This window comes from Microcystis sp. M_QC_C_20170808_M9Col (assembly GCF_007095495.1).
GTDB classification, from domain to species: Bacteria; Cyanobacteriota; Cyanobacteriia; order Cyanobacteriales; family Microcystaceae; genus Microcystis; species Microcystis aeruginosa.
This window is the reverse complement of the sequence record NZ_SFBZ01000036.1, coordinates 1-5,454: the sequence shown is the minus strand read 5'-3', so window position 1 is coordinate 5,454 and position 5,454 is coordinate 1. Positions and strand designations below refer to the sequence as shown.

Sequence of the window (5,454 nt, the reverse complement as noted above, 5' to 3'; positions counted from 1 at the left end):
CCGCAATAGCGACTCTTGTTCGGGTGTGGGGTAAAATCGAAACGAGTAGGCTTTTTCCATACCTCACATTTTAGCATATATTTCGTAAATGTGCTAATATTTAACAGTAAAGCCGTCGTTCTACGACGGGGTTTCAGACCCAAATTTTCGATGAGCGATCGCAAAGACCCAGAAAAACTCGCCGCGGAAAATAGGGACGATAACCCCGAAAATAACGGTAAAACCAGTTTATCGCCCCCCGATGCTTCTGAATACGTCTCCTCTTTATCTTCGCGTAATCCCGTGCGTCAGCGCATCCTACTATTAAAAGATCTTCGACCGGGTAACGCGGGGTTACTACTGGCCCCCCTGATGGTGATGACCATCGGCCTGGTCTTTAGCTGGGACTGGTTAGGCTTTTCTGGGGCGATAGTAGCGATATTAATATCTTTACAGGTGATTTTGCCCTCTATTCGCCAGTGGATCGCCCATTATCTCACCCCCTCTGAACGTCAGACGGTTTTTGCCTTTATAGTTTTTATAGCTGCTCTGGCCGGATTAGGGAAATATTTAGGAGTTTACGAGCGCATATTGCGATGGTTAGAGAGTTTTAAATACGATGAGTTTGGTTCTTGGGCCGAGTGGGTGGGGGCCTTGGGACAGATTATGATCGCCGTGTTAGCCGTCTATGTGGCCTGGGAACAGTACGTTATTTCTAAGGATTTAACCATACAACAAAATCGCATTACCCAACAACAGACGATCGATTCCTATTTTCAGGGGATTTCCGATTTAGCCTTAGATGAGGAGGGATTTTTAGAAGATTGGCCCCAGGAAAGAGCGATCGCAGAAGGTCGCACCGCTTCCATCCTCAGCAGTGTCGATGCCTCTGGAAAAGCGAAAATACTGCGTTTTTTGAGTCAATCGCGGCTATTATCACCGATTAAACGAGATCGTTATCTAGGCCGACCGATTCTAGACGGGGAAGGGGGTTATGCGGAGGATCGAGAGTTCGGTACAAGAGTAGTACAATTGGGGGTAATGTTAGCGGGGTCCGACATTTCTGGGCAGGATTTGCGCTGGACGGATTTAAGCGAAGCGAATATGGTGCGGGCCGATTTAAGTTATAGCGATTTGGTGAAAGCAAATGTATCGCGGACAATTCTCTACGAAGCTAATTTAAGAGGGGCAGATATGAAAGGGATGCGTTTATTTTATGGTTCCCTAGAAAATGCTACCCCCCGCAGTCGCAGCGTTCCCCCCAATTATGACAGCGGAGAACACACGGGAGCAGTGGTAGAAAATGTCAATTTTACCGGGGTGAAAAATATGAGCGAGGAACAACGTCACTATTGTTGTCGTTGGTGTGGGGAAAAGTCGCGGGCAACCATTCCGGGGGGATGTGCTGATATTGCCAATCTTTTGGGCCGTTAACGGAGGCGATCGGCAGGGGGCAGTGTTATAATCAGTGGTATTCATGGTCAATAATTCCCACAAATTTATGAATCAAAAAGTCGTTATTCTTGCCACTGCCTCCGCTAGTTTATTAGCCCTAGCAGTTACCACTAACTCCGTACAAGCTGCCCCAGAGTCCTTTCATCCTAGTTTCAACACCGAGAACTTAGGTGACATGATTATCGGCAAGACAACCAGCGAAGAAAATCCGATTTTACGTCATCTTAATTGTAGTTGTGCCACCTGCACGCAATCCTTTAACTCCTCACTCAATTGATAATTTTCCACCCCAACGATCCTGGGGTATAAAAGTCCGCTCTAGATTAATTTTTGCCACGGGTTCTGTGAGGGTAAATTCTCCCGATTCGATCAGTGCTTTTAATTCTAAAGCGGCTTCCCGGGCCAAGGAAATACTGGCCAAAGGAGCCACCCTAACACTTTTTCCCTCGATCATAATCCGACCGCTTTTTAGTTTAGCGTAGGTGATTAAACCAAAGGTAGGACGGACTCGCCGGGGAATGGAAAAATCCACCACTGGAGCGACAATTTCCTCATCTTTTACCGCACAATGTCGAACTATTTCCTCGCTTAAAATTGGAATCGGTACTGCTACCCCTAACATTAAAGAAGCCCCATAATTTTTGAAATAACAACCCCGCACCCAGCGAGCATTCATTTGTTTAGCATCACCAATTAAGGCTAAGGTGGAAGCCGGTCCAATAGGAGTTCGATTTTGTAGGCGTTTTTGCAGGGGAAAATGTTGGGTTCCTTCCCAGGCAATATAACCGATTCCTCCTCCCAAAAAAAGGCGCGTACCGATGCCTATAGCCTCTAAATCGGGGTCATTTAACAGGGGAGAAATTGCCCCGGGGTTAGAATACACTGCATTACCTAATCGCGGCTGTAGTGGTCCCAAATAAGTATATAAAGTCCGCTCTCCCCCATTGACTCCGACGATAAAATTCTGGTAGAGATTGCGAGGATTAAAAAGATAAAATTGATTGATAGTCTCCTTAGAAATAATCGTTTCAAAAGAAGTGCGAGGATAACAATCAGTGGCCTGGCCGACAGCGCGCAATTGAATCGATTTTCCGGCGATTAAATCCTCAATAATATGTCCGCCGCCCCTTTCGGGATTTTCTCCCTCTAAATTCTCATTTTTGGCCGCTAGATCACTAATAGCGCTGGCTCCTAAGTATAAATCCACCGCCCCAAAACCAGCATAAGCAGGAATCCCATCTAACCAACATTGACGAATTTTTATCGGCGGATCCGTCTGACCTAAATTAATAATTGCCCCCGAAGATTCCATCGGTTCAAAAGTTCCCGTACAAACCACATCTACTTGGGAAAAAACCTCCTTAATTCCCATCTCGCTCACGCGGCTTTTTAATTCCTCTACTGTCCAGACTACAGCCGTTTTTTTAGCAATTTTGTCGTTGATTTCAGCGATTGTTCTCATAAGAAAAATTGACCAGATGGTGGTTAGGGAGCTTTTTGCTGTTGTCAGTAAACAGTAATCAGATGTGAGTTTTAAGTGAGTGGTATTAACTGAGCAGTATTAAATGGCCGTAACAGTGCTGTCTTTTCACTGATTACTGATTACTGATGACTGATCACTGTTATAAGATAAAAAAGGGAAAATTTACGATCGAAGCTTTTCTATGACAGTTACACCCGTTCCAGCCTCCTTTAATCCTGTTTCTGGTCTAGTTAACCGTATTCTCGGCATAAAACCGCTTTTTGACATCGCTCGCTATCAGGCGCGCAATATGATGATTAAAAGAGCCGAAAAACTAGGCGTACCTTGGCGGGAAACCGTCAAACAATGGCAACAACGGGATTGGAGTTGGGAACTGCAAGCGGTAGAAAATCCCGATCTCGTCTATCCCGAATACTACGTTTGTTCTTTCCACGCTTACGAAAAGGGCAATTTAGACTGGTTGCCAGCTTTTGAGGTAGAATCTGCCGCCTATGCTGTCCATTCTACCATCTGGCCCGGGGCGGGGATTGACGGCGATCCGCGATTGCGGCGGGAATATCACCGGATATTGAAGGAGCAAATCAAGGCAGAAATTAACGATATTGTCGATTTAGGCTGTAGTGTCGGCATGAGCAGCTTTGCGCTGCAAGATACTTATCCCCAAGCCAAGGTAACTGGGTTAGATCTCTCTCCCTACTATTTAGCCGTTGCCCAATACCAAGCTCAACAAAAACAAAAGACGATTCAATGGCAACACGCAGCTGCGGAAAAAACTCAATTACCCAGTCAGTCCTACGATCTGGTATCGTCGTTTTTAATGTTCCACGAACTACCCCAACAGGCTACTAGAGAAATTTTCGCCGAAGCGCGTCGTTTATTGCGATCGGGGGGTTATTTGACGCTGATGGATATGAATCCGCGCTCGGAAATTTATCGAAAAATGCCCCCTTATGTCCTAACCTTACTCAAGAGTACCGAACCCTATCTCGATCAATATTTTACTCTCGATATCGAACAGGCATTAGTTGAAGCGGGGTTTCAAGCACCGATCATTACCCCCACCAGTCCCCGACACCGGGCGATTGTTGCGCGGGTTTCCGAATCATAATTTTGAGGTAATCAATGAAGATAATTTTTCGTCAAAGTTGGACAAAGATATTAACTATTGTCCCTATCTTCCTGTTAATTTTTGCCAGCAAAACCCTCGCCCATCATGCCATGGCAGGGCAAACTCCCGATAATTTTTGGAACGGATTTTTATCGGGTTTAGCTCACCCAGTTATCGGTTTAGATCATTTAGCTTTTGTGGTGGCTAGTGGTTTAATTGCTGTGGGGATGGAACAGGGTTTATTAATTCCGCTCGCTTTTGCGATTGCCACTTTAATCGGCACAGGTATTCATTTACAGGGAATAAATTTACTTTTTCCTGAAGGGATTGTTGCCCTTTCTGTGGTAATTTTTGGCGTGGTTTTAACCCTGAAAAAAGGGTTACAAACTCATTCTAATCTCTATACGATCGCTCTGGCAACTCTGGCAATGATTGCGGGAATTTTCCACGGTTATGCCTACGGAGAATCAATTATCGGGGCGCGAGTTGCCGCTTTAGTTGCCTATTTAATCGGTTTTACCGTGATCCAATTAGCGATCGCATCTGGTGCTTTTTTCCTTGGCAGTGTCATTAAGGAAAAATTAGCCAAGCAAGCGACTCTAATTAGCAAGTTAATCGGATTGGCAATTATGGCGATCGGTACAACTTTTTTAGTGGGAATTAAGTAGGGTCTGCTGAAAAAGTTTGTTGGTGGGGGCAGGGTGTGGGGTGTGGGGTGTGGGGTGTAGGGTTTTACCGATTTTGAGGTAGTCAGTTACCTAATTTTCAGGGAAAAAGTACCTGAATTTTACCCCCGATCCCTCCAATGGTCGGCACTTTTTGAGGTCAAAAAAGTCTAAAAGCCTTATCCAACAAGGTTTTTAGATTTATTCAGCAAGCCCTAAGTAAATTAATCTCGATGGGGCTAATTATTAATCGCTCTCTTGAGGTTATGAGATCGAAGAAAGGGCGTACAATATACGCCCCTATCAAACAAGTACGGGAGAGCCGATGAATTGAAAGAGGAGTTAGGAATTTAGTCCTCAAAGAAAAAATAAGTCAGATAAATCTAACAATAATCCTAATTCCTACCCCTACTATTTTTTTAGGTTTCAGAGGGGAAGTAACCAAACAGTTTTTTATAATCAGAGGCCAGATATCCTCGGTGAAAAAAACCTAATTCTTCAGCAATTTCATAAACTAATTTTGTCTGATTATTTTGTTTAAGAGATTGATGTAAAGCATTAAGACGAAGCAATTTAAAATAATTGTAAGGAGACATTTGATAGAAGTCCTTAAATATATATTCTAAGGTGCGTTGACTTACTTCTAAGTCTTGAAAAATCGCTGGAATAGTAAGATCAGAACGCAGATTTTTTCTCATCATTTCTTCTGCTTTTTTGAGGATAGAGGTGCGTCTGATAGTGTTTTTAGGAGTTTTAATATCTTT

General features: G+C 44.0%; 7 protein-coding genes. 4 read left to right on the top strand and 3 right to left on the bottom strand.

What is annotated here, in order from left to right:
- A partial coding sequence (locus tag EWV68_RS02500; protein ID WP_235194806.1) for a helix-turn-helix domain-containing protein occupies positions 1–60 on the bottom strand: 60 nt, incomplete at its 3' end.
- Between the two features lie 90 nt (positions 61–150).
- On the opposite strand from EWV68_RS02500, the gene EWV68_RS02495 reads away from it, so the two are divergent.
- A complete protein-coding gene (locus tag EWV68_RS02495) occupies positions 151–1,413 on the top strand; it encodes a pentapeptide repeat-containing protein (RefSeq protein WP_061432974.1) in 1,263 nt (420 codons plus the stop codon).
- A gap of 67 nt (positions 1,414–1,480) precedes the next feature.
- On the top strand, positions 1,481–1,711 hold the full coding sequence (locus EWV68_RS02490; RefSeq protein ID WP_061433024.1) for a hypothetical protein: 231 nt from the start codon (positions 1,481–1,483) through the stop codon (positions 1,709–1,711).
- Here EWV68_RS02490 and EWV68_RS02485 read toward each other — a convergent pair.
- The gene (locus EWV68_RS02485; protein WP_012265086.1) at positions 1,700–2,896 is read right to left on the bottom strand and encodes a homocysteine biosynthesis protein; all 1,197 of its coding nucleotides are present in this window, start codon (positions 2,894–2,896) and stop codon (positions 1,700–1,702) included. The two genes, EWV68_RS02490 and EWV68_RS02485, sit on opposite strands and share 12 nt — an antisense overlap.
- Before the next feature lie 202 nt (positions 2,897–3,098).
- On the opposite strand from EWV68_RS02485, the gene EWV68_RS02480 reads away from it, so the two are divergent.
- Positions 3,099–4,025, top strand: coding sequence for a class I SAM-dependent methyltransferase (locus EWV68_RS02480; RefSeq protein WP_287168701.1), 927 nt, complete (start codon positions 3,099–3,101; stop codon positions 4,023–4,025).
- A 14-nt stretch (positions 4,026–4,039) separates the two neighbouring features.
- Positions 4,040–4,693: a HupE/UreJ family protein gene (locus EWV68_RS02475; RefSeq protein ID WP_287168700.1), complete on the top strand. Its 654-nt coding sequence runs from the start codon at positions 4,040–4,042 to the stop codon at positions 4,691–4,693.
- Between the two features lie 416 nt (positions 4,694–5,109).
- Here the strand turns inward: EWV68_RS02475 and EWV68_RS02470 are convergent.
- A partial coding sequence (locus tag EWV68_RS02470; protein ID WP_287168699.1) for a helix-turn-helix domain-containing protein occupies positions 5,110–5,454 on the bottom strand: 345 nt, incomplete at its 5' end.

Excerpts from the sequence above, each read along its gene's own strand:
- EWV68_RS02495 (WP_061432974.1), top strand. The coding sequence starts at position 151 with ATGAGCGATCGCAAAGACCCAGAAAAACTCGCCGCGGAAAATAGGGAC.
- EWV68_RS02490 (WP_061433024.1), top strand. The coding sequence starts at position 1,481 with ATGAATCAAAAAGTCGTTATTCTTGCCACTGCCTCCGCTAGTTTATTA.
- EWV68_RS02485 (WP_012265086.1), bottom strand. The coding sequence starts at position 2,896 with ATGAGAACAATCGCTGAAATCAACGACAAAATTGCTAAAAAAACGGCT.
- EWV68_RS02480 (WP_287168701.1), top strand. The coding sequence starts at position 3,099 with ATGACAGTTACACCCGTTCCAGCCTCCTTTAATCCTGTTTCTGGTCTA.
- EWV68_RS02475 (WP_287168700.1), top strand. The coding sequence starts at position 4,040 with ATGAAGATAATTTTTCGTCAAAGTTGGACAAAGATATTAACTATTGTC.